16 protein-coding genes are annotated in these 19,640 nt (G+C 54.4%); 9 read left to right on the top strand and 7 right to left on the bottom strand.

What is annotated here, in order from left to right; genetic code table 11:
- The first annotated feature begins 12 nt into the window (after positions 1 to 12).
- A complete protein-coding gene (locus J2I47_RS04360) occupies positions 13 to 2,526 on the top strand; it encodes an FdhF/YdeP family oxidoreductase (protein ID WP_207363338.1) in 2,514 nt (837 codons plus the stop codon).
- Positions 2,527 to 2,626: 100 nt separating this feature from the next.
- Here the strand turns inward: J2I47_RS04360 and J2I47_RS04355 are convergent, their stop codons facing one another.
- From J2I47_RS04355 to J2I47_RS04345, 3 genes are read right to left on the bottom strand one after another with little or no spacing between them, the layout of a single operon-like run.
- Complete coding sequence (locus J2I47_RS04355; protein ID WP_207363337.1) at positions 2,627 to 3,589, bottom strand: hypothetical protein; 963 nt, start codon at positions 3,587 to 3,589, stop codon at positions 2,627 to 2,629.
- Between the two features lie 25 nt (positions 3,590 to 3,614).
- Entirely contained in the window at positions 3,615 to 4,667 is a 1,053-nt protein-coding gene (locus J2I47_RS04350; RefSeq protein ID WP_207363336.1) for a hypothetical protein, read from the bottom strand.
- A gap of 9 nt (positions 4,668 to 4,676) precedes the next feature.
- Positions 4,677 to 5,729, bottom strand: a complete 1,053-nt coding sequence (locus J2I47_RS04345) for a hypothetical protein (RefSeq protein WP_207363335.1) — start codon at positions 5,727 to 5,729, stop codon at positions 4,677 to 4,679.
- Between the two features lie 97 nt (positions 5,730 to 5,826).
- On the opposite strand from J2I47_RS04345, the gene J2I47_RS04340 reads away from it, so the two are divergent.
- The 4 genes from J2I47_RS04340 to J2I47_RS04325 all read left to right on the top strand — a co-directional run bounded on the left by J2I47_RS04340 (position 5,827) and on the right by J2I47_RS04325 (position 9,498).
- Positions 5,827 to 6,810 carry an MBL fold metallo-hydrolase gene (locus tag J2I47_RS04340; RefSeq protein WP_207363334.1) on the top strand — a complete coding sequence of 328 codons (984 nt, stop codon included), beginning with the start codon at positions 5,827 to 5,829 and terminating at the stop codon, positions 6,808 to 6,810.
- A gap of 144 nt (positions 6,811 to 6,954) precedes the next feature.
- On the top strand, positions 6,955 to 8,139 hold the full coding sequence (locus J2I47_RS04335) for a THUMP-like domain-containing protein (RefSeq protein WP_207363333.1): 1,185 nt from the start codon (positions 6,955 to 6,957) through the stop codon (positions 8,137 to 8,139).
- 34 nt (positions 8,140 to 8,173) lie between these two features.
- Positions 8,174 to 8,863: a hypothetical protein gene (locus J2I47_RS04330; RefSeq protein ID WP_207363332.1), complete on the top strand. Its 690-nt coding sequence runs from the start codon at positions 8,174 to 8,176 to the stop codon at positions 8,861 to 8,863.
- Positions 8,864 to 9,105: 242 nt separating this feature from the next.
- Complete coding sequence (locus J2I47_RS04325) at positions 9,106 to 9,498, top strand: hypothetical protein (protein ID WP_207363331.1); 393 nt, start codon at positions 9,106 to 9,108, stop codon at positions 9,496 to 9,498.
- Positions 9,499 to 9,549: 51 nt separating this feature from the next.
- Here the strand turns inward: J2I47_RS04325 and J2I47_RS04320 are convergent, their stop codons facing one another.
- Complete coding sequence (locus J2I47_RS04320; RefSeq protein WP_207363797.1) at positions 9,550 to 10,806, bottom strand: aspartate aminotransferase family protein; 1,257 nt, start codon at positions 10,804 to 10,806, stop codon at positions 9,550 to 9,552.
- A 120-nt stretch (positions 10,807 to 10,926) separates the two neighbouring features.
- Here J2I47_RS04320 and J2I47_RS04315 point away from each other — a divergent pair, with 120 nt between their 5' ends.
- Entirely contained in the window at positions 10,927 to 12,066 is a 1,140-nt protein-coding gene (locus J2I47_RS04315; RefSeq protein WP_207363330.1) for a hypothetical protein, read from the top strand.
- A 28-nt stretch (positions 12,067 to 12,094) separates the two neighbouring features.
- Here the strand turns inward: J2I47_RS04315 and J2I47_RS04310 are convergent, their stop codons facing one another.
- The 3 genes from J2I47_RS04310 to J2I47_RS04300 all read right to left on the bottom strand — a co-directional run bounded on the left by J2I47_RS04310 (position 12,095) and on the right by J2I47_RS04300 (position 15,330).
- A complete protein-coding gene (locus J2I47_RS04310) occupies positions 12,095 to 13,312 on the bottom strand; it encodes a hypothetical protein (RefSeq protein ID WP_207363329.1) in 1,218 nt (405 codons plus the stop codon).
- A 99-nt stretch (positions 13,313 to 13,411) separates the two neighbouring features.
- Positions 13,412 to 14,218, bottom strand: a complete 807-nt coding sequence (locus J2I47_RS04305) for a type 1 glutamine amidotransferase (protein WP_207363328.1) — start codon at positions 14,216 to 14,218, stop codon at positions 13,412 to 13,414.
- A gap of 11 nt (positions 14,219 to 14,229) precedes the next feature.
- On the bottom strand, positions 14,230 to 15,330 hold the full coding sequence (locus J2I47_RS04300; protein ID WP_207363327.1) for a carboxylate-amine ligase: 1,101 nt from the start codon (positions 15,328 to 15,330) through the stop codon (positions 14,230 to 14,232).
- Between the two features lie 292 nt (positions 15,331 to 15,622).
- On the opposite strand from J2I47_RS04300, the gene J2I47_RS04295 reads away from it, so the two are divergent.
- The 3 genes from J2I47_RS04295 (at position 15,623) to J2I47_RS04285 (ending at position 19,219) form a co-directional block, all read left to right on the top strand.
- Positions 15,623 to 16,192 (top strand): superoxide dismutase family protein, encoded by a 570-nt coding sequence (locus J2I47_RS04295; protein ID WP_207363326.1) that lies wholly within the window; start codon positions 15,623 to 15,625, stop codon positions 16,190 to 16,192.
- A 104-nt stretch (positions 16,193 to 16,296) separates the two neighbouring features.
- The gene (locus tag J2I47_RS04290) at positions 16,297 to 18,531 is read left to right on the top strand and encodes a B12-binding domain-containing radical SAM protein (protein ID WP_207363325.1); all 2,235 of its coding nucleotides are present in this window, start codon (positions 16,297 to 16,299) and stop codon (positions 18,529 to 18,531) included.
- 112 nt (positions 18,532 to 18,643) lie between these two features.
- Positions 18,644 to 19,219, top strand: coding sequence for a Crp/Fnr family transcriptional regulator (locus tag J2I47_RS04285; protein ID WP_207363324.1), 576 nt, complete (start codon positions 18,644 to 18,646; stop codon positions 19,217 to 19,219).
- The last annotated feature ends 421 nt before the right edge of the window (positions 19,220 to 19,640 follow it).

The following is a 19,640-nucleotide window of genomic DNA, read 5'->3' as shown; positions in this document are numbered from 1 at the left end:
ATCCTCGAACGCATGGATAAGTCACCCAACAATGAACGCAAGCCAATTGATCCGGCAGCGCAAACCGCGGCTGGTCAGAAAAGCGGCGAACGGCCCGAACTGGGCACGCCGCAGGCTCCCGACCACTACGACCCCCACGGTAAACCCGATGCCGACAAACGCATTTTTCCCGCTCCCGACAACGTGGCCGCTAAAGACAAAAACCCCGTGCTGGCCCAGCCGCCAGAAGAATTTCTGGACCTGACCCTGGGCAAACCCGCCGACGTGGCCGCCGGCGTAACGGCCGTGCTCAAATCGGGGCAGTATGCCTGGGGATGGGACGGCGTGGGCCGGGGTACCAAGGCCCTGCTGAACCTCAACCAGAAGGACGGTTTCGACTGCTCGTCCTGCGCCTGGCCCGACCCCGACGGCGAACGGTCGTTTGCCGAATTCTGCGAAAACGGGGCCAAAGCCACCGCCTCCGACGCCGACACGCGCCGCGCCGACCCCGATTTTTTTGCCAAGCATAGCCTCGTCGAGCTGAGCCACATGACCGACCGCGACCTCAACAACGCGGGGCGGCTTACGCACCCCATGGTGTTGCGCCCCGGCGATACGCACTACCGGCCCATTGCCTGGACCGACGCGTTCCGGGTGGTAGCCGACGAACTGAACGCCCTGAAATCGCCCGACGAAGCGCTGTTCTACACGTCGGGCAAGGTGCCCAATGAACCGGCCTTTTTGTACCAGCTGTTTGTGCGGCAGTTTGGCACCAACAACCTGCCCGACTGTTCGAATATGTGCCACGAGAGCAGCGGTTCGGCCCTTAGCCCCACCCTGGGCCTGGGTAAAGGCTCGGTCACGCTCGACGATATTCACGAGGCGGAGGTTATTTTGATTATGGGGCAGAACCCCGGCACCAACCACCCCCGCATGCTCACGGCCCTGCAAATGGCCAAGCGCAACGGAGCCAAAATCATTGCCGTGAATCCCCTGCACGAAGCGGGCCTGAGCCACTTCAAAAACCCGCAGGATTTCATGAACCCGATCAAAGCTATCGGTACGCTCTTTGGCAAAGGCACACCCATCAGCGATGTGTATCTGCAGGTGAGAGTGAACGGCGACATGGGTGTGTTGCGGGGCATTATGAAACTCCTTTTCGAAGCCGACGAAAAGGCTCCCGGCACGGGCGTTATCGACCATGCGTTCATCAAGCAATACACGGCCAACTACGACGACTTTGTTGCCAACATCCGTAATACAAGCTGGGCCGACATTGAGCAACTGAGTGGCCTCACCAAAGATCAGATCAAAGAGGCCGCCGACATTATTGCCACCCGGAAAAAGCTCATTACCTGCTGGGCAATGGGCCTGACGCAGCAGAAAAACGGCGTCATGAGCATCCAGGAGATTGTGAACCTGCAACTCATGAAAGGCGCGATGGGCATTCCCGGTGCGGGCACCTGCCCCGTACGCGGCCACTCGAACGTGCAGGGCGACCGCACAATGGGCATCTGGGAACGTCCCCACAAGGAGTTTCTGGACGACCTGAAAAAGGAATTCAACTTCGAGCCACCCCGCGAGCATGGCTACGACACTGTGGAGGCCATCAAGGCTATGTATGAAGGCAAAACGGGCGTGTTTATCAGCCTGGGCGGCAATTTCCTCTCGGCCTCGCCCGATACCGAATTTGTGGCCGAAGGCCTGCGCAAGCAGAGCCTGACGGCTTTTATCAGCACCAAACTAAACCGGGGCCACCTCGTCACGGGTAAGACATCGCTGATTTTACCCTGCTACACCCACGTCGACATCGACATGCAGGCGTCGGGTCATCAGTTCACCTCCTGCGAAAACTCGATGGGTGTGGTTAGCCAGAATAAAGGTGTATTGCGGCCTGTAGCGGGCGAAATGCTGAGCGAAGTAGCCATTATTTCGGGCATGGCCATTGCCACATTGGGCAGCAAGACCACCGCCAATTGGGTGGGTTTTACCGAAAACTACGATACCATCCGCGACGCCATTTCGCGCGTGATTCCGGGCTTCGACAACTTCAACGAGAAGATCCGTAAACCCGGCGGGTTTTACCTGCCCAACGGCCCCCGCGAACGGAATTTTACGACCGAAAACGGCAAGGCCAACTTCTCGGTGACGGAGATGGTGCAACACCAGCTTGAGCCTGGTCAGCTGGTGCTGATGACCATCCGCAGCCACGATCAGTTCAACACCACCATCTATGACTACAATGACCGGTACCGGGGCGTGTATAACGAACGGCGGGTAATCTTCATGAACGCGCAGGACATGGCCGAGCGTGGCATCGCCGAAAAAGGGCTGGTGAACATCACAAGCCATTTTGAGGGGCAGCAGCGGCGACTGGAGAAGTTCATTGCCATCCCCTACAACATTCCGCGCGGCAACACGGCGGCCTATTACCCCGAAGCCAACCCACTGGTGCCCGTGGCCAGCGTAGCCTACATCAGCAACACACCCACCTCCAAATACGTGGTCATTACGGTTGAGCCGGTGGGTGAGTTGGTGGCAGCGTAAGAACAAACCGGTAAGGCTTTTGAAACCTTACCGGTTTAATTCTTCTGTGCTGTTTTCATCGTTCTACCTGTTGACTAACCTCGACTAATTTCTTGATTACCTATTCATTTTCTGATCTGTATTTTTCTACTTGCAAAATATTGTTTTGAATATCCTGCATAATCCATCTAGCCCACCAGCTAGCATAAAAGTTAAAAGTGGTCTTGAGTTTGAAATGGCTATATAAATGCAATCGATTCGTGGTACTGTTTAGTCGTTCAAGCTCGTAAGTTCCATTCAATACATCGAAATACTGACCACCAATAACTACATGTTCATCCATAGTCGTCGACGGAATCTCGTAAGGGTAGGCTTTTATCGAAAATACCATTTTTTGTTTATCAGCGTATTCAGAAACTGTTTCATGAAAAACCAGTCCATTGGTAAAAATAGCCTTTCTGTAGGCACCAACGCCATTGTAATTCAGCTCGGCTTTAACGGGCCGGGGAAAACCAAGAACACGAGTAAGCCAGCCCTTGTCCTGCGCAGCCGATATGCCACGGACCCTGGTCACATTACCCCATATTTTTTCGGCGGGTGCTTTGATATCAATAAAAGTATATGCCTCATAAGTACCTGAAATAGAACCAGCTACGACTTCTAAGGGTGCGACAAGCAGGGGCAATAAGGCTAGAAACGAAATATAGAGTTTACTATCATGTTTACGCATTTTCAATTGCCCACCAATCAGACCACCAACTGACGCAGCAATCAGAAACAAGGGTAAAATCATTAACCAACAGGCCCACCCTTCAATAGTAAAGGCAATGGTGATTATCAACAAGATGACAACCGGAATCCAAGGCACAAAAAAGCGATAACTAAAATGTCTTACGTTTTCAATATCTGAAAGATAAACGGTTAGTAGACCCATAATGGTAGGCACACAAAATAAAAATGACATCGACATTACAGAAAATAGATTTCCCCATGTGTTTCCGCCAAAAAATAATCTGAGCGCTACCGCGTAGAGGGTGGGCACTACCATTATCTGTACTATCGTAATTAAATTTTCCCGTTTCATAAACGTGTTTACCTAGAAACCGATTTTAATCATTCAACCCGCGGATGACGACGTTATCTGTTGAACCCGGACCGAAGATTCGTAAGCTTCGTTTGGGATTATTGATGAGCGTATAGAACTCGTCGAGGTATTGGATTGTGGCCTGGATATAGCTCTTCTCCAGCAACGGATTTCCCTCATACAGGGCATAAATGGCCTTTTTCTTCTCGTTAAATCGGTCGAACACGCGGCTGAGCAATTTCGCCGAATAGCTGGGGCCTCGGTATAGCCGGGTCCGCACCGATTCGATGTTCAGATGCTTGTCGGGTATGGCATAGCTGGTGCCCACGATGCCCGCATAATCGAAATCATAGGGCACCACCAACAGCCGTTTTTTCGTCGTGTCGGCCAGCAAGTTTACGTTATGCTGGTAACTCACCGACCAGTCGGTATTGCCAATCATGTATTCAAAAACGCCCACCATCGCCATCGTCAGCGAGTCGGTGTACTGGGCTTTGGTGCGCTGCTTAGCCAACCGGGCGCCATTGCGTTTAGCCACGTCTTCGTTGTCTTCCAGCAAAATAGCCCAGTGCGTACCGCCCTGTTTCCGGTTGGCGGTGTCGCTGTAGGTAATCTGGGCCAGTCGGGCGCGGAAACTCAGGTCGGTTAGTTCGTTGAAGACCTTGTAGACCAAGTACTCACGCACGATGTAGTTATCCGCCTGGCAGTGGGTGACCAGTTTCAGCTTGTTCTGATTGGCGAAAACAGTGTTATCCATCCGTTTTTTGGGCAGATCGAGCACCAGGGGCGGAAAGATGCAGTTGCCCGCCTCGCGCCGGTAATTGCCCCGCACGGTGAGCGAAACGGGTAGCCGCAGCGGGGCCGACATACCGGCCATAGTCAATACCGCCGGGTGTTTTTCGGGCTTCTCGCCGAAGGGTATTTTCACCCGGTCGCGGTTAAGAATCTGGAGCTGCGTAGTCAGGGTAAGCGACAGGGGGGCGGTATCAGCAAAAAGGGGCACCGACGTGCCCGGCGTCTGGGCAACAGCAGGTTGCCAGATCAGCCAGGTAAGCAATAGGGTGTAGAAACGGTTCATAGCGATTGGTTAGTGGCTGAAACTGGCGAACAGTGCGCCGTCTTTATCACCGCTGAAGAAGCGCGATTTTACGGCATCGGGGCTGTTGATCAGGTCGTAAAACTTATCCAGGTACATTATGGTCTGCTTCACGTAAGCCTCGTTCAGGCGGGCGTCGGACGTGTAGAGGGCGTAGAAACGGGGCCGCAGTTCAGTAAACTGGCTAAACACACGTTTCAGCAACCAGCCCGGATACAGCGGTCCGCGGTAGATTCGTTGCCCGGTGTCGTCGGCCCGGCTGGCATAGGCCGCATCCACAATAACGCTATGATCAAAATCGTACGGCACCACGCTGGGCAGCTTATCGGTACCGGGCTGGGTCATCAGGCGTACGTTGTGGCGGCTCTCTACATCCCAGTCGATGTTGCCGATCATGAACTCAAACACCGCCATGGTAGCCAAGCTAAGCGAATCGACCTTGTTGAACGGGGTTTGCATCTTTCGTTCCCGCCTGTTGTTACGACGGGCCACGTCGTCCTCATCCTCCACCAAAAAGGCCCAATGCGTTTCGACCGGGCGTTTTTTTGCCGACTCGACATAGGTCACGCGGGCCAGTCGGGCGCGGAAACTAAGGTCGGTAATGAGGTTATATAGTTTGTAGACCAGGTATTCGCGCACCACATAGTCGTCGCTCTGGCAATGCGTCACGAGCTTCAGCGTGTTCTGCCCGGCAAACGGCGTTCCGGCCACCCGTTTCTTCGGAAAGTCGACGTAGAGGGGCGGAAACGTGCAGTTGGTTGCTTTCCGCCGAAAATTACCCCGCACCACCAGCGCCAGCGGAATGGTCCCCACAGCCCTACTGGCCGAATCGGAGAGGTACGTAAGCTGGGCCGGGTGTTTGATCGCCAGGCTATCATGGGCCGGTTGGGTACGGTCTTTCATGATGGCCTGCATCCGGGCTGTCAGCGTAAACGAGAGGGGTGCCTCGCCCGCAAACAGGCCGTCGGGGACTTGTGCCACCGATTCTCCTGTAACCAACAACATACACAGGCACAGGGCGATGGGATTGAGGAGCAGCTTCATAGGGCGTGAATATACAAAACCGAACTGCGCATTTTCCATCGGTCAAAAGAACATCGGTCTACGTTGCTGGTTAAGTAGATGCACAACGCCCAACCAGATGAAAAACAGACAAACCACCCAGCCCACAGGTAGCCTTACACTTGATGCCCCACCAGCGAACAGCGTCACTTCGGCCACGCCCTATGACGTAACGGGCGACGTGTTTGGCATCAAAACCCTGTTTGTTAATGTCTTTTTTGTTGGCAGTCCCGGCCCCGGCAACGACTGGATACTGGTCGATGCTGGCTTCTACGGCTATGCCGATGCCATCCAGGACCGTGCTGAGGCACTTTTTGGCCCGAATAATCCACCCAAAGCGGTGGTGCTTACCCACGGTCACGCCGATCATATTGGCTCGTTGCGTAAACTGCTGAACCGCTGGGGGCAGGTGCCCGTATATGCCCACCCGCTGGAGCGCCCCTACCTCACCGGCCTCTCGGCCTACCCCCCACCCGACCCGGCCATTGGCGGGGGTGGCATGTCGCTGATGTCGTGGATATTTCCCATTGGCCCCACCGATTTCAGCGACGTACTGCGCCCAATCGACCCGTCGGGTATCATTCCCGAACTGCCCGGCTGGCGGGCCATCCATACGCCCGGTCACGCCCCCGGCCACATCTCGCTTTTCCGCGACAGTGACCGCACCCTGCTGGCCGGCGATGCGTTTGTGACCACCAATCAGAATTCACTGAGCGACGTGATCAACCAAACCGAAGAAATCCACGGCCCACCCGCTTACTTCACCTGCGACTGGCCCGCCGCCGCCGATTCGGTTCGTAAGCTGGCGCTGCTGAATCCGGCGCGGGTGGGTACTGGCCATGGCGTGTCCATGCACGGGCTTGATTTACAGCTCGAACTTGGTCGACTAGTGAGCGAATTCAATGACAGGGCCATCCCGTCGGAGGGTCGTTACGTGCGGGAAGCCGCCGTCACCAACGAGAACGGTATCGTCAGCATGCCGTCGCCCACGTCGTTTGTCGTGGCCCGCGCCATCGGCATCACAGCCGGCCTAGGACTGGTGTGGTGGCTGCTCAGGAAGTGAGTGATTGAATGATTGAGTGATTGAGTGAATGTGTGACGGTCCGGCGTCCCCGTGAGCGACTGCTTGGACTGGGACGCCGGACCGTCACACATTCACTCAATCGCTCAGTCACTCAATCACTCATTCACTCACTAATTTCGCTTCATGCTTCCTGCGCCTGAACAAGCCTATATCCTCACCCACCTCACCGCCGACGTGCGGGCCTTGGTGCTAAACCCACCGGCCCAGCCTAAGCTGGATTACAGGCTGGTGGCCGAACAGATTCAGGCACGACAGAAAGCCCGCGAAAAACTGCCCCACTGGTACGCTAATCCTGATCTGATCTTTCCGGCGGCGTTGTCGGTGGAACAGGCCTCGTCGGAACAGACGGCAGCGTACAAAGCGTCACTGGTGTCGGGGGAGCTACTTATTGATCTGACGGGGGGTATGGGCGTGGATACGGCGGCGTTTGCCGGGCGCATGAACCAGGTGATTTATGTGGAACGCAGCAACGTGCTGACGGCCATCGCAGCGCACAACCTGCGGGCACTGGGCCATGCAACCATTGATTTCATTACGGGCGACGGACTTGACCAGCTGGCCCGCCTCTCCATCCCCGCCGACTGGGCTTACCTGGACCCCGCCCGCCGCGACGACCGGGGCGGGCGGGTTGTTCAACTAGCCGATTGTGAACCGGATGTACTGAATCAGTTGCCGCTGCTACTGGCCAAGGCGAACCGGCTGCTGATCAAAACCGCGCCCCTGCTCGACATTGAAGCTACGTTGCGTGTGCTGCCCACTACGCAGGCGGTGCATGTGGTGGCGGCGCAGGGCGAGGTAAAAGAAACGCTGTTTGTGCTGGGGCAAACGCCCATTGCCTCCACCGACGTGCAGATGACGGCGGTCAATTTTCGCGACATTCCCCTTGATAATCAGGTTTTTACCTATAAGCGCGGCGATGAATCATCGGCTCCTGTAGCCTTGTCAAACCCGCTTACTTACCTCTATGAACCCAATGCGGCGGTCCTGAAGGCAGGCGCCTTTCGGCTGGTTGGTCAGCAGTTCGGGCTGGCAAAACTGGCCCCGCACAGCCATCTATACACCAGTCGGGAGCTAGTTGCAGCGTTTCCGGGGCGGGTGTTTCGGGTAGAGGCCATCTGTAAACCAAACCGGGCCGAGGTACGGAAAATCCTGCCCAGTCAACAGGCCAACCTCACCGTGCGTAATTTTCCAGAAACGGTAGCGCGTTTACGGCAGACATTAGCCTTGCGCGAGGGTGGAAATACCTACATTTTTGCCACCACCTTCGCGAACAACGACAAACGACTGCTTGTTACGCAGAAGGTCTGACAATCAGACAGACGTACAGAACCTAAAAATGATGATGACGATGCACGTTCGCAACGGGCTACTAAGTGCAGCCCTTTTCCTTGTCCTTACTGCCACCACCTTTGCCCAAACGGTCTATACGGGTGATCAGGTGATTGACAAGGTAACTTACAAAGGCATTTTCCTAACCCTGCCCCTGAGTGACCGGCAGGTGGAAAAAGAATGGGAAGATTACATTAAGCCTTACGGCCGCGTTAATTCGTCGCGGGGGGTGTACCGGATCACCACCGCCGATATGCGCGACATCTCGGCCGAGCCGGTCAATTTTACGTCGCAGGTGAAGGGCAACAAAAAGTCGACAACTGTCTTTGCCGCCTTCGATCTGGGCAGCGGCAATTTTGTGTCTCCGGGCAACGGCAACTACGATGCCGCCAATAAATGGCTGACCGATTTTGCCACCAAAACAGTGTTTAATGATGAGGTGCGCGTGGCCGAAGAAGGCTTCAACGAATCGCAAAAAAATCATCAGAAACTGGTCCGAAATGGTGAACGGCTGGTACGGGATATTGAGAACAATAAAAAGGAAAAAGAGCGTCTGCTGCGCAAAATCGATGAAAATGCGAAAGAACTGGAGCAGTTGCAGAAAGACGTAGAGACCAATAAAACCGATCAGGCCGCTGCCCTTACCGATGTCGAGAATAAGAAAAAAAACGTCGAAACGGTAAAGATGAAGAAGCAGCAGTAGTCTAACAGATGATGGTCTGGCGTCCCGGTAAGTGAATAGCCTAGAGCGCTTCACGCGTTGTAAAGCACATGCGCGAAGCGCTCCAGGCTATTCACTTATTAGCCTGCTGCGACCGTTAAATAATTAATAATAACATAATCTGGTGATTAGGTAGGTTTTTGCTGGGGGTTGCTATTTTTACTCTTCCGTTCAACAACATTCAGCTTGTTAGTCCGGTATATCCAACACGCCTCCTCTGACCCATGTTAGCCAACCTCCCTTCAACCGACCGTTTCATGCTCTACCAGCAGGAGCATCAGCAATGGCTGCGTTCGCTGGCGATGTATACCGATCAGGAATCTTATTTCGAGTCGCTGCTTAGCCGGGTTTGTAACAGCACTGCCGACTATGAACTGGTGAACCGGTCGGGGTCGTTTCGGCAATGGTTTGTGGGGTTGCGCACCCAAATGGCGCAGTTGTCAGAACTGATTGAGGCTGAGCAACACGCTACCGAAAACGGCATGCCCAACTGGCAGCGCCGCATGGACATCGACGATCAGCACCGCCGTATGCGCAGTGGCTATCAGATGCTCGAACAGCAATTCATCACCGTCCGCCAGCAATTCTACGCCTTCATTACGCCGTACGTGCATTAGAAGCCGATAGTCGGCTTGCGCACTAGTATGCCTGCGCAAGCCGACTATTGACTATCGACTCAGTCCGGCTATAGACTCGTTTATGATCCCACAGGCCAGTCGGATTTCGTCGTCGGTGATGGTAAGCGGGGGGGCAAGGCGCATGGAGTTGTTGCAGAACAGAAACCAGTCCGTAATGATGCCGGGCCGCGCCAGGCCCGGCCGCGTCAGGCCGGGCTGATCTTCGCCAGGCACAATGGCCCGGTCGATGATGGGCTTGAGCACCTCGAACGAATCGAATTCAACGGCCATCATCAGGCCCTTCCCCCGAATGGCGCGTATAGCCGGGTGCGTTAGCAGCGACCGGATTAGCTGGCCTTTACGCTCAGCATCGGCATAGAGCTTTTGATCCTGAATAACCCGGAGTGTTGCCAGCGATGCCGCGCACGATACCGGGTGTCCGCCAAAGGTGGTGATGTGGCCCAGCATTGGGTTGTTTTTGATCACGTTCATCACCGCCGTGGGGGCCATAAACGCGCCAATGGGCATACCACCGCCCATACCCTTGGCACTCACCAGCACGTCGGGCACGACCGGCCCCCCCTGAAACGCCCAGAACGTACCCGTGCGGCCAAATCCGGTCTGTATCTCGTCGAAAATGAGCAGCGCGCCCACGGCCGTACACCGCTCCCGAACCGCCTGCAGGTAGGCGGGGTCGGGCACCCGTACGCCCGCTTCGCCTTGTACCACTTCCATAATTACCGCCGCCGTTCGGGTAGTGATCTGGGGCAGATCGGCCCAACGACCATGCTGAATATGCCGAATATCGGGCAGCAGGGGGCGGTAGTTTCGTTTGAAATTCTCGTCGCCGCTCAGCGAGAGCGCACCCTGTGTGGAGCCGTGATAAGCGTTGTGGCAGGCAATCAACTCGCTCCTACCCGTGAATCGCTTTGCCACTTTCATAGCCCCCTCGATAGCCTCCGCCCCCGAGTTGGTGAAATACACATTGTCGATGGGTCCATAGGCCGTCTCGGCATCGATGGTATCGACCAGCGCCCGGGCCAGTTCAGCCTGGGTGCCCTGTACGTATTCGCCATAGACCATCAGGTGCATGTACTTATCAAGCTGCGCCTGTATGGCGGCCAATACGGCCGGGTGCCGGTGCCCCACATTGCTTACGCCAATACCCGAAATGAGGTCCATGTAGGCCTGCCCTTCGTGGCCGTATAAATAAACGCCTTCGGCGCGGTCAATTTCCAACGCTAAAGGGAAATCGGTGGTCTGGGCAATATGCTGAAAGAAAAGCTGACGATGTGTCACTATATATATATTGTCGTTGTACTTTGAGCGTCATTAAACCAGGCTCCAGGTCTAAAGTTGGCGGACCGGTCCGCCAACTTTAGACGTTAGACCTTGAACGCTAAACTCCCTTTTCTAACGTGCCCTTTTATGAAAACAGTTCTCCTGTTTACGCTTCTGCTGGTGGTCAGTCTAACGGCCGCTTCTGCCCAGACCTCACCCGTAGATACCACCAACGGCCGATCCTACTATATCCTGCTGAAAGACGGTTCACACATTCACGGGCGCATCGTCCGCAGCGACAGCGTGATGTATGTGGTGAAACCGCGTGTGGGGCCTGTCACCTACGTGGAGCGGGCCCTTTTCGGGTCCATCAGCAGCACCGCACCAGTGCCCGCCGCCGACCTGACCTATTACACTCAAACCGAGGCGACGCGCCCCGGCCTATCGCGGCCCGGCCAAACAACCCTATCACCTAATCAGTACGTGATTTCCCTATCGGATGGCACTACGTTAAGCGGACAGGTGCTCAGTCAGGACAGCAGCCGGGTAGTGATAAAAACCAACACCATCGGCACCGTATACGTCCCCGCCGACCGCGTGCTGCGCATGGAACGGGGCACAGTGGCGGGTAATACAGCCCGTGGTCGGTTGAACAGCGATGAAGCTTATCCGAACATCTTTCCGCAGTACATGGCTTTTACCCCCACAGCCTACCAGGCTGAAAAAGGCCGGGTTTACTACCGCAACAGCATTTTTTACCTCAATCAGTTTGATGTGGGCATAACCAACAACTGGAGTATTGGCGCCGGAGCGTTTTTGTTTCCGGTCACCTCATTCGGGTGGCTGTCTACCAAGCTGTCGGTGCCACTTGGCGAACATGCCCGAATTGCTGTACAGGGACAGCTCATCTATGGCGTCACTGATTTTATCTATAGAAGAGGCTTCAACACCAATTTTATACAGGGTCTCCTGTCCCTCGGCACTAGCCAAAACAACGTTACCATTGGGCTAGGCTTCAGTGGCGAGCGAGGCTCGTCGGGCCAACTGCTCACCGTTGGCATTGTGCGTAAGGTTAGCTCACTGATCACGTTTATCAGCGAAAACCAACTCATACTTGGTGAGTCGAGCGACACGATTGCTAAAGTAGGTGGTGGCGTCCGCTTCGACCGTCGACGCCACTCGTTCGATCTGTCGGCCAACGTACCCATCACCTTCAGCCGGTATTTTAGCACGCCCCAGTTTACTCTAATTCCCTGGGTGGCATATCAGGTACGTATTGGCCAGTGAGAAAACAGGTCGGCTGGTTTTGACCTGATTACTGCTCAAAAAAAGCAATGGTGCCGCCCACCCAGTCGAAGTCTTTGTTGAAGCGCACACCAATCATCTCACCCCGGCTGAGGCGGGCCAGGTTAGTGATAAGTTTGGGTTTGGCATCACCGTCGGGCCAGATAAACAGCAGCCTGATTTCACACTTCACCCCGCTCCCGTCGGGGGTAGTAATGACCGGTTCGTAGCGCACCTTGCGTTGCAGCAGGTAGTTGCCGCGCTGGGCCACCGGAATCGCCTCAATGTCGGCGGGGGTCACGTTGATGGTTACGCCGCTGCCGGCAAACGAAAACAGCGGCTTTAATACGTAGTTTTCCAGATCAGCGGGCGGTGTGGTCAGCTCGCTCAAAAAATAGCTTTTGGGCACGTATGGGCTGTTCAGCAGTGGCAACGTGTACTTGCTGATGCGGAAAAACCAGTTCGGATGCCCCACCCACACCACGTCGACGTCGTCGGTAAGGTGAAACCCAGTCGGGCCGCGTTCGGCCTGCAGGTTCTCCATGGCCTCCAGTTCGTCGAAAATGAGGCGGTTATAAATACGTTTGATCCGAATTTGCCGCCCGTCTTTTTCGTAAAACAAGGCTCGGCCCTCCTTCCTGATCTTTGTCAGGCACACCGCGTCGATGCCCACATAGTGCTTCGTGAGCGCAAAGTCGACTCGGGTTTTTTGCTTTTCGGGGAAAATTTCCAGCAGGATCACTTCTTCCGGCTGGCAGTCGCCCAGAATCAGGTCGCGCAGTTCGGCCACGTAGTCGGCGTTGGTCTCTACGCCAAACAGGTGCGACACAGTCTCAGGCACCGAAAAGATGCTTCGGAACGTCTCGGACAAATACGCCTGAAAGCCATAGAGCGACGGAAACCCCTGCAGTTCTATTAGTTGCGGCTCTAGCTCCCCCGACTGCTCATTTCGGCAAACGGCGAAGTCGACGGCCAGAAACGTGGTGTGCGGCGTTTCGTTGGGCACCCGCTGATGCGGCGGAATAGCCGCCCCGGTCAGGGCGCGATAGTCAGGGGCCGTAATGGTGTCCACAATAGCATCGCAGGCCGACAGCAGTTTGTTGGTGAACGCCTTCGGCACAAAGACCGGCGTTTCGGCCACCCGAAAGTCGAGCTGACCAGGGTAGTCGGCCTCTATTTTGTTCAGGAACGCCGCATACCGTTCGGGTGTGAAGGCCGCGTTATACGCCGCACGAATAGATTGAATCATAGAGAGTTTAAGGTCTAAGGTTTAAGGTCCAACATTCAACGTTGCTTTGCGCACTAGCTGGCGGAGCAATTTTGAACGTTGGACCTTAAACCTTGAACTTCATACCGTTACTACCTCACGGATAGCCGCCCGCAGAAAACCAGGCAGAATAACCGCTTCGGTCAGGGCAATCTTGTCGGGATCCTGCAACGAATCCACCATTTCGTTGTATTTGTCCTCGCCATAAACCGACGTGATCTGCTGCCGCTTTTCGTCGAGCAAAAAGTAGCGTAGCATCCCCTCATCATCAGCCTCGGGGTGAAACTGCGTTCCAAACACTTCGGGGGTAAACCGGATCGCCATGATGGCGCGGTCGAGCGGCACATGGGGTCTGATTTTCTCCAGGCAGAGCAGTTTCGCGCCCAGTTCGGTGAAACGCTCCACGTTTGGCTCAGTCAGTTGAAAATCACGTGAATCAACGGCGTAGAACGGTTCTGGCAAGGCTGTCAGTAGCGGGTCAGTCAGGCCATCGTCGGTTTTGTGCATCGGAAAAATGCCAAACGACGTCGACTTACGTTTGCTGATCACCCCCAGGCCCAAATGCCCGGCCACCAACTGAAACGAATGACAGATTAGAAAAAGTGGCTTTTTAAGCTCATGTTGAGCATTATGAGCCAACAACGAATCGATGAAATTGAAGTACGGCTGCTCCCAGGTCTCGCCCAGCGGCAGGGGTACGCCCGGCCCACCTGTCGAGATGTAGGCATCATAGGAAAGGTCGGGCACGGCATTTTCGGCCCGGACATTATACACCGTAAACGGCAACGGTTCGCCATCAATGGTTTCCACCAGTTGAATGGCCTGCTGAATACAACGCATGCCTTCGTTGGCCACGTTGTTATACATATCTAGAATTGCAATTCTCATCGTTTACCTAACTACCTGACGCCGAACGAAGTTTCCTGAACGATGTAATCGACTACGGCTTTCAGGTCGTTGGTTTCGTTGAAAACGGCCAGCTGACGGTCGGCACCGGTCCCGTTTCTCAGGATCTGCTCCACATACTGGCATTCTTCCCGGCTGCCCAGTTCATCGACCACATCATCCACAAAATCGATCAGTTCCATGATCAGTTCGTGGGTGGGCACCTCCTCCTGCTTGCCAAAGTCGATCAGCTTGCCTTCGATGCCATAGCGAGCAGCCCGCCACTTATTTTCGGCAATGAGTACGCGCCGGTAAGGCTGAAAATTGAGGTTCTGGCGTTGCAGCTTGTGGATTTTAGCTACCAGTGCCTGCATGATCGCGGCCAGACAGATGGTCTCATCCACGCGCATGGGTACGTCGCAGATGCGGAACTCGATGGTGTCGAAGAAGGGGTGCAGGCGAATGTCCCACCAGATTTTTTTGCCGTTATCAATACAGCCCGTTTTCACCAGCAGGGCAATGTACTCGTCGTATTCGGCGGCACTGCTGAAATAATCGGGGATACCCGTGCGCGGAAACTTATCAAACACCTTTGAGCGGTACGATTTGAAGCCCGTGTTGCGCCCGCACCAGAACGGCGAATTGGTAGACAAGGCGTAGATATGGGGCAGGAAGTAGCGCACGGCGTTCATGATCTTGATACCCTCGTTACGGCTGGCAATACCCACGTGTACGTGCATGCCAAAAATCAGGTTCGAACGGGCCACGTCACGCATCTCTTCGATGAGCCGGTCGTAGCGTTCGTTGGGCGTGATAAGCTGCGCCTGCCAGTCGGAAAATGGGTGCGTTCCCGCCGAAGCAATGAGCAGGTTCTGCTTGTCGGCCATCTCCATAATTTCGCGCCGCAGGAAGGTCACTTCCTGCCGCGCCTCGTGGATATTGTGGCAGATGTTGGTGCCTACTTCCACCACCGCCTGGTGCATTTCGGCTTTCACACGCTCCTGAAGCACTATTTGCCCACCATCGACGAGCTTCGACATATGCGAACGCAGTTCGCGGGTGACGGGGTCAATCGTTTGAAACTCTTCTTCAATACCAAGGGTGAATTCACGCATAGAGGCTAGGCAACGGCCGGGTAGCCGTTTTAGTTAGTGCTTATTGGACGTTGGACCGTCGGACGTTAGACATTGGATAAAAGCTATTCATCGACCTGATCAGTCGGAATAGGCCGCTTAATGTCCAGTATCCAACGTCTACCATCCAATATCCATCTTTGAAAGTTAAGGCATTCAGGCAAACGGGCCAACGGGAAAGGCATTTTTCAGTTATTTAACTACTTATTCTGTAGATTTTACCAACAGATGCCTTGCTGCCCGCGTTACTGATGTACTAAACAACGCAACGCTTATGAAAAGGAATCTCAACGTAAATCTGCTCCGTTTTGCGGCGCTTCTAGCCCTGACGGCTCTTGGCTTCCTGGTCAGTTGTAGCAGCAGCGATACAACCACGGTCACGACTACCACAAAGGCCACCACCAGCCTTATCGACACAACAGGCAAGGCCATCGGCACGGCCACCTTCACCGAAGAAACGCCCGGTCTTGTCACGATGGTTGTCAGTGTAACGGGCCTGTCGGCGGGGCAGCACGGAATTCATTTTCACATGGTGGGCAAAGCCGAACCCAGCACCAAATTCATGTCGGCGGGGGAGCATTTTAACCCCGACAACAAAAAACATGGCCTGCAAAACCCCAGTGGTGCGCACAACGGCGATCTGCCCAACCTGGTGGTAAACGCGCAGGGCGTGGGTAGCCTCACCACCGCCACCGATCGCATTACGCTGGGCATGGGCACCAAATCGGTCTTCGACGCCGACGGCACGGCCATTATCATCCACGCCAACGCAGATGATCAGGTCACAGACCCCTCCGGCAACAGCGGTGGCCGCATCGCCGCGGGTGTACTGACGAGGAATTAAGGAAGGGGGTTTATTGTTTAAAGTCTAACGTTTAAGGTTGCTTCGCATAGCACAGTAACTCGCGAAGCAACCTTAAACGTTAGACTTTAAACAATAAACCCCCTTTGCGTCTTCTCCTCCTCACGCCGCCATTTACGCAATTGAATACGCCCTATCCGGCAACGGCGTACCTGGCGGGGTACCTGAAAACGCTGTCCTGGCCGGGCGGCGGGTTGCAGGTACATCAGGCTGATCTGGGTATAGAGACCATTCTGTCCTTATTTTCGGCGGAGGGCGTTCGGCAGCTGTTTGCTACTGTGGACGAAGTCATTTCGGGCGGTGCCAACCTGTCAGACAACAGTTTACGCATTGTCCGGCTGCGCGAAGACTACCTGGCTACCATTGGTCCGACTATTCGTTTTTTACAACATAAGAACCCTACCCTGGCCCACGCCATTGCCACGCGGAGTTACCTGCCCGAGGCCAATCGGTTTGCCGAACTCGACGATCTGGAGTGGGCTTTTGGCACAATGGGGTTGCAGGACAAGGCCCGCCACCTCGCTACGCTCTATCTCGAAGACCTGAGCGATTTGATCGTGGAAGCCATAGACCCGCATTTCGGCTTTAGCCGCTACGCTGAGCGACTGGGCCGGTCGGCCGCCCATTTCGATGAACTATATGAGGCGTTGCATCAACCTAAAACATTGATTAGTCAACTGTTGCTTCGTTTGCTCGACCAGAAGATGGCAGCGTATCTGCCCGACCTGGTTTGCCTGACGGTACCTTTTCCGGGCAACCTATTCGGTGCGCTACTCTGCGGGCAGCATATAAAAACCAATTACCCCGGCATACGGGTGGTCATGGGCGGCGGTTACGCCAACACCGAACTCCGCACCCTGGCCGAGCCCCGCCTGTTCGATTTTCTTGACTTTGTCAGTCTCGACGACGGTGAAGCCCCCCTCCGGTCCCTGCTCGAACACCTCAACGGCGACCGGGCCATCGGCCAGCTCAAACGCACCTTCTACCGCAACACCGACGGGCGGGTGATCTTCGGCAATGGGGCTGCTGAGAAAGATGTGGCCCAGCGCGACGTAGGCACGCCCAGTTATGCCGACCTGCCCCTGGGCGACTACCTGTCGGTGATTGAGGTGACCAACCCCATGCACCGGCTCTGGAGCGATGGCCGCTGGAACAAGCTTACCCTGGCCCACGGCTGTTACTGGGGCAAATGCTCTTTCTGCGACATCTCGCTCGACTATATTGCTCGTTATGAACCCGTTACGGCTAAGCTACTCTGTGACCGTATCGAAGCGCTGATTGCCGAAACAGGCCAGAACGGATTCCATTTTGTGGACGAAGCCGCCCCGCCCGCCCTCATGCGCGACCTGGCGCTGGAGATTCTGCGCCGCCGCCTTACGGTAGTCTGGTGGACCAACATCCGGTTTGAGTCGGCGTTTACGGCTGATCTGTGTCAGTTGCTGAAACTGTCGGGCTGCATTGCCGTATCGGGGGGACTGGAAGTGGCGTCGGACCGGCTGCTGGCGAAGATGCAGAAGGGCGTGACGGTGGCGCAGGTAGCCCGCGTGGCCGGGCATTTTACGGAAGCAGGCATTATGGTCCACGCCTACCTGATGTATGGATTTCCAACGCAGACCACGCCCGAAACGATTGACTCGCTGGAGATGGTGCGGCAGCTTTTCGCCGCTGGCGTGGTGCAATCGGGGTTTTGGCACCGCTTTGCCATGACCGCCCACAGCCCCGTTGGCCTCCACCCCGCCCTCTTCGATGTCACGCGCATTGACCCCGTTGGGGCCGTAGATGGTCTAGGCCCGTTCGCCAACAACGACCTGGATCACCACGACCCGCAGGGAGCCGACCATGACCTGTTTGCCGAAGGTCTGCGCAAATCGCTGTTCAATTTCATGCACGGCGTGGGGCTTGATTTCCCCCTCAACAGCTGGTTTGACTTCGCCATTCCGGCCACTACAATCCCGAAGCGATTTATCGAACGGGCCATAGCCGAAACCGACGACAAGGCCCCGCGCAGCAACGCCCTGGTGGTGTGGCCGGGCCGGAAACCTGACCTTGAGCTTGTTACCCAGAAACAGGGAAAACGCCGGGTTCAACAAGCTGAGCTACTCCTGGCCCGCCGACAGGATGACCTGGTGGTGGATATGCCCGTCGGCCTCGGCGAATGGTTGCTGCTGATGTGGCCCAAGCTAAGCACGCAAGCACCCGCCCCCCTCACCTTCGCCCAGTTCCGCACCGAATTTGAACAAGCCAATCTCGGTTTGTTTAGCGAGTTTATAGCTTCTGAGGCCTGGTCTGACTGGAAAGAGGCAGGGTTATTGGTTGTGTAGTTAGTAAGCGGTCAGCAACTGCTTGGTAAGTATTGGGAAGCTAATTAGCTTGCAAGCATAAGGTCAACGGTGGGGTAATCAAAATACGCTACTAGCCAGGCCAATACGACAAATGGTTAGTCCGAAGCACCAGATAGATATAAAGACAGCTTTTAGCGAAAAAATAGAAAGCTCATTTGCAGCTCTTTTACCCTATGGACGACAGAAAAGTGTGAGCAAAGGCACCTTTATAGTAGAGCAAAACGAGTTGTGTAACAAACTTTTCCTTGTTCAGGATGGTGTTTTCAGAACATACAGGGAAACCAATGATGTAGAATATACTACAGGCTTTTCTTTTAGAGGTGATTTCGATACTTCGCCATTTTCATTTTACTATGGCTTACCTGCTACTGAAACCATCGAAGCTATCACTAGCGCGACAATTTTAGTCTTTGACAGGCAGGATTTTTGGAACGTCACGCGCAACAATATCGACTTTCAGAAGGGAGTGTATTTATTATTAGCAGGCTACATAGAGCTGTTGGAAAACCGACTTCATGAAAACAGGAGTATGACAGCTGAAGAACGATACATACATTTAAGGGCAAGTCAACCAGAAGAAGTAAAAAAAATACCGTTACATTTTATTGCCTCTTACCTTGGTATTACAAAAGAGAGATTAAGTAGAATAAGAAAAAAGATAGCCTGAATTGACTTAGGTCAAAAATGGCTTCCTTAACGCTTAGCACCTTTGTATCTCAAGGTAAAGAAGAGATACAATGACTACATGGCTAACTTCTTTTTTGTTCATGGTCGTGCTGTGCTACGAAAGCAACGCCCAGGTTATAATAGATAACAAGATCCAGTTTCATTCTCGAAGTTTTGGCATACAGGGAGGGCTTTCTTTGTTAGAAAATCCTTTTGTATTGTATCCAATGGTGGGCTTGTCCTACTCACAATCTATTCTAGGCTTCAACAGGCATCAGCTAGCTATTTTTCCTCAACTAAATGTAATAATGTTGCCAACCATTGAAACGAAATTTTTGTTCTCTACTTCGTTATAATACAGATATATAGCGAAAAAAAGATTTGAAGCAGCTGTATTTTTGGGGTTGAACTATCAGCTCAGA

This window comes from Fibrella rubiginis (assembly GCF_017353185.1).
Taxonomy (GTDB): Bacteria; Bacteroidota; Bacteroidia; order Cytophagales; family Spirosomataceae; genus Fibrella; species Fibrella rubiginis.
This window is presented reverse-complemented; position numbering and strand designations above follow the sequence as displayed.

Excerpts from the sequence above, each read along its gene's own strand:
- J2I47_RS04285 (WP_207363324.1), top strand. The coding sequence starts at position 18,644 with ATGGTTAGTCCGAAGCACCAGATAGATATAAAGACAGCTTTTAGCGAA.
- J2I47_RS04360 (WP_207363338.1), top strand. The coding sequence starts at position 13 with ATGGATAAGTCACCCAACAATGAACGCAAGCCAATTGATCCGGCAGCG.
- J2I47_RS04305 (WP_207363328.1), bottom strand. The coding sequence starts at position 14,218 with ATGAGAATTGCAATTCTAGATATGTATAACAACGTGGCCAACGAAGGC.
- J2I47_RS04350 (WP_207363336.1), bottom strand. The coding sequence starts at position 4,667 with ATGAACCGTTTCTACACCCTATTGCTTACCTGGCTGATCTGGCAACCT.
- J2I47_RS04295 (WP_207363326.1), top strand. The coding sequence starts at position 15,623 with ATGAAAAGGAATCTCAACGTAAATCTGCTCCGTTTTGCGGCGCTTCTA.
- J2I47_RS04325 (WP_207363331.1), top strand. The coding sequence starts at position 9,106 with ATGTTAGCCAACCTCCCTTCAACCGACCGTTTCATGCTCTACCAGCAG.
- J2I47_RS04340 (WP_207363334.1), top strand. The coding sequence starts at position 5,827 with ATGAAAAACAGACAAACCACCCAGCCCACAGGTAGCCTTACACTTGAT.
- J2I47_RS04335 (WP_207363333.1), top strand. The coding sequence starts at position 6,955 with ATGCTTCCTGCGCCTGAACAAGCCTATATCCTCACCCACCTCACCGCC.
- J2I47_RS04330 (WP_207363332.1), top strand. The coding sequence starts at position 8,174 with ATGACGATGCACGTTCGCAACGGGCTACTAAGTGCAGCCCTTTTCCTT.
- J2I47_RS04345 (WP_207363335.1), bottom strand. The coding sequence starts at position 5,729 with ATGAAGCTGCTCCTCAATCCCATCGCCCTGTGCCTGTGTATGTTGTTG.
- J2I47_RS04310 (WP_207363329.1), bottom strand. The coding sequence starts at position 13,312 with ATGATTCAATCTATTCGTGCGGCGTATAACGCGGCCTTCACACCCGAA.
- J2I47_RS04315 (WP_207363330.1), top strand. The coding sequence starts at position 10,927 with ATGAAAACAGTTCTCCTGTTTACGCTTCTGCTGGTGGTCAGTCTAACG.
- J2I47_RS04300 (WP_207363327.1), bottom strand. The coding sequence starts at position 15,330 with ATGCGTGAATTCACCCTTGGTATTGAAGAAGAGTTTCAAACGATTGAC.
- J2I47_RS04355 (WP_207363337.1), bottom strand. The coding sequence starts at position 3,589 with ATGAAACGGGAAAATTTAATTACGATAGTACAGATAATGGTAGTGCCC.